At 60.0% G+C, this 3,263-nt stretch carries 3 protein-coding genes; all 3 read right to left on the bottom strand.

Going from position 1 to position 3,263, the window contains the following annotated elements; genetic code table 11:
- Positions 1–320: 320 nt before the first annotated feature.
- A complete protein-coding gene (locus AB4136_RS33290) occupies positions 321–908 on the bottom strand; it encodes a DNA-binding protein (protein ID WP_137901464.1) in 588 nt (195 codons plus the stop codon).
- A 60-nt stretch (positions 909–968) separates the two neighbouring features.
- Positions 969–1,604, bottom strand: coding sequence for a hypothetical protein (locus tag AB4136_RS33285; protein ID WP_137901463.1), 636 nt, complete (start codon positions 1,602–1,604; stop codon positions 969–971).
- 615 nt (positions 1,605–2,219) lie between these two features.
- Positions 2,220–2,582 (bottom strand): DUF3486 family protein, encoded by a 363-nt coding sequence (locus AB4136_RS33280; RefSeq protein ID WP_137901462.1) that lies wholly within the window; start codon positions 2,580–2,582, stop codon positions 2,220–2,222.
- Positions 2,583–3,263: the final 681 nt, after the last annotated feature.

The raw sequence follows: 3,263 nt of genomic DNA, 5'->3' as shown, positions 1-3,263 counted from the left end.
AAGAACCAAGCGCAACCACAATCTAGCAGGTTGGCGCTGCAATCTCATGCCCGTCCAAGAGGGAGGCATGAACGCCGGGGAGGCCGGAATTGCCATCCCAAGTCCCGAAGGACCGCTTCCTGCTCGGCGCGAAGCGTAAGCTAGCGCAACTCATGCGCGACTGCAATGCAGGGCCGCTGGCGCGCGTTTTTTGCTTTCCGGCCCCTCAGTGCCTCTCGGAGCCTCAAAAGCGTCCTACGGCCTTTGAGCGGCCCTCAAATCCGGTTTTAGAGGGCCATCCGACCAAAGCGGCGAGCGTGGCCGCTTGGTCATGCGAGGATCTAGCGGCCATACTTCTCCATCAAGCCGAGATCCATCAACACCATGACGGCCTGTTCGGCTGTCGGCAGCACGGTTCCGAACGGCACGTTGTTCGGCAATTCTTCCCAAGCCCGCGCTAGGTCGCCTTCCGCTTTGCCTTTGATGAGCCGGATCAGCGGCAGCACCCATGCGGGGGCGGTGTTCGGCGCGACTGGCGGCGGTGGCGCTTCCACTGGCGGCAGGTTGGGCACAGGTCGCGGCGCTCCCCCAAGTTCGGGCACGTCCAGAACGCGCCCGATCAGCGCGTCAAAGGCCCGGTTCGGCAGGCTGGCGACGTGATAGACGCCGACCTTTCGGCCCTTGACGCTGATATCCTTGCGCGGCCATCGCCCGGCTGTCGCCTTGCGCACCACACCGTCCGCCGTGTCAGGCAGGCCGGGCAGGCGCATCGCCGCCAGTTCGCTGGCGCGATACCATTCCTGAATGTTCTTCTTCTCACGCACCAGCCGCAGCAACAGCGCCTCGAGATAAGTCAGGCGGCGTTGCGCGAACGCCCATTCGTCGGCTGTCACCTGCACGGTGAGCGGGAAGGTTTCTATACTCGACATGACGCACCCCTGTTTACCCTGTCAGGAAAAGGGCGCGGTTGATCCGCGCCCGTTATTGGCTTACTCGCCGTCCGTTCCCGTTCGCCCCGGCTGTTCGCCGTCCTCGTCGGGCCGCTTGCGCTTCGTCATCTTGTCCACCGCGCGGGCTATGCGCTTCTCCTTTTCCTCCTTGGCCTGTTCGGCCTTGAATGCCTCTTCTTCGTCCACGGGCGGGAAGTTGATCGGCTTGACCGGTGTCATGTCGTCAGCGAGAGGCATGCCTTGGAACGTGGGGACGCGCGCTGGCGCGTCGATCATCGCATAGAGTATGTCCCGGATCGTCTCTTGCGGCAGGACATAGCGGTCCGCGATCAGGCTGTAATCTGTATCGCGTAGAATGCGCTGGATGCTTTCGACCCTCTGCGCCCGGCGCTCGTCTGCCGTCAGCAGCACTTTGCCTGTCGTGTCGGTTCGGAGCGCTGGCTGTGCCTGCATTCGGGCAGTGTCGATCGTGCGAACCGTTGCGACAGCATCGGCCATCTGATCGAACACCATATCGAACAGGTCACTGATGCCGCTGGCGTCGTCGCGGTTCACGCTCACGCCATGCCACAGGGCTTCGCTGACCACGTGGTTCAAGGCTCTTGCTGATGAGATGGAACGTTCGAAGGTTTCCAGCGCGCCAGGCATGGCCGGGCTGTCAAGGGAGGTCTGCATTGCGGTCTCCGTGGCGCTTTTCTAGGGCGCTTTCGATCCCCGCGTACGGCGCGGGAGCCGGGAGTAGAAAACCGCACGGGACGGCACCACGGTCTTTAGGCCGAAGCCCTGGACATGCACCGCAGTCTCCCGGCCGCAGAGAATGCGACCGCGCCCGGAGACCGGGCATTAAAAAAGCGCCGTTCGGCGCGATCATGGATCATTCCGCCAATTTGGCGGGAAGGTCTCTGGTCGGCCATGGTGGCGCTAACCACCCGTGTGAGAGTTTTCTAGGCTCTGATGACGCGTATACGCCGAATGTGTTGAGAATTCAAGAACGCTCGCCGCTCAAAACCGTGGCCAACTTGGCCGGGGTTTTCGATCCGTGGAAACCTCCATAAACTTTACGGAGGTTCTCAGTGTCGAAACTCCGCCAAGTTGGCGGAGTTTTTCGGTGCTCAGCCAAATCCGCCAACTTGGCGGATTTGAGTGGTGCTGCCTAATTCCGTCAACCTGATGGAATTAGGCGACGGTGCCTAACTCCGTCAAGTTGACGGAGTTTTCCACGAGTGTGGATCATTCGGCCAACTGGGCCAGAAGGTCGGACAAAACCTCCGTCATGTTGACGGAGGTTCATCACGTTTTGACCTTACGGATCGCTTCGACCAACGAGGCAAAGGCCGCTAGCACTGTTGGCGGGAGATCATCCAGCAGATCGCGCCGCCCTTCTCTCACGACCCTGACGGCCCAGCGGTTGAATGCTGACGCCGATATCGGATCAACATTCAATTTTACCAACGCGCGGCAGAGTTCGTAATGTACATCGCGTTGGGTTCGGCGTTTCTCAAGTAAAGCAGAACGGGCCGTTTCGATGGCAGACGTGGCCACATCGGGCAGCAGTTCTATGGAGTTGCGCTTGTTCTTCTTAGCCCCAATGGATACCAGCGAAACCCGCATCCGGTTATGCCCGCCAGCGACGACATTGCGCAATGTTGTCAAGCGTTAGCACGAGCGTCGGTCGGCTCCTTTGAGCATCCAAGTTGATTAATCCACTCATGTATTCGACATCCTATTGATTTCATGAGGTAATTGGAAGCTAGTTGGTAACTTGGATGCATCATCAAAGTTTATTTTGGTTTTGGGTGCTTTGATCCCGTCTGCCGCCGTGGATCGCCACGACACCGTGACGCGCCTTCAAAGGCGGTTTACTGCGGGTTTGAGGGTTACTTACGGTTTCTTCGAAGCCCCGTTTGAGGCCTGAGCCATCTTACCCCGCCTTTCGGGAGCCGGCCCCAAAAGTCGCCATTTTTCTAAAACCGCCCGTCAAAGAAAGTGCCGTCTTACCCTCGCCACACCCTTCCCATTTTGTGCCGCGTTTTCAACGTTCTATGCCAATCCTTCCCACCTCTTCACGGCTCTTCTCACCTATTCCCGGAATTCTAGGACCCGGTGACAAACAACAACGGGAACCTGGTGCGCACCGGGTATCAGGGAGGGCGCCGGTGCCGGACTGGCAGCGCTACGGTGGCGTTGTCTGGTGACGAGCCCTAAGTCCGGGCCCTGGAAAAACCCGGCCGCCGCAAATGGCGGCTTCGAGGCCCGAAGTCTGCCGTCGCGAACGACGGCGAGGTCGGTCCGGGGCAAGAACACTGGCGGGGCGCCCGGAAGGCGCCAGCATCT

The organism is Mesorhizobium sp. 2RAF21 (assembly GCF_052115345.1).
Taxonomy (GTDB): Bacteria; Pseudomonadota; Alphaproteobacteria; order Rhizobiales; family Rhizobiaceae; genus Mesorhizobium; species Mesorhizobium terrae.
This window is presented reverse-complemented; position numbering and strand designations above follow the sequence as displayed.

Coding starts and splice junctions, on each gene's coding strand:
- AB4136_RS33290 (WP_137901464.1), bottom strand. CDS start 908: ATGTCGAGTATAGAAACCTTCCCGCTCACCGTGCAGGTGACAGCCGAC.
- AB4136_RS33285 (WP_137901463.1), bottom strand. CDS start 1,604: ATGCAGACCTCCCTTGACAGCCCGGCCATGCCTGGCGCGCTGGAAACC.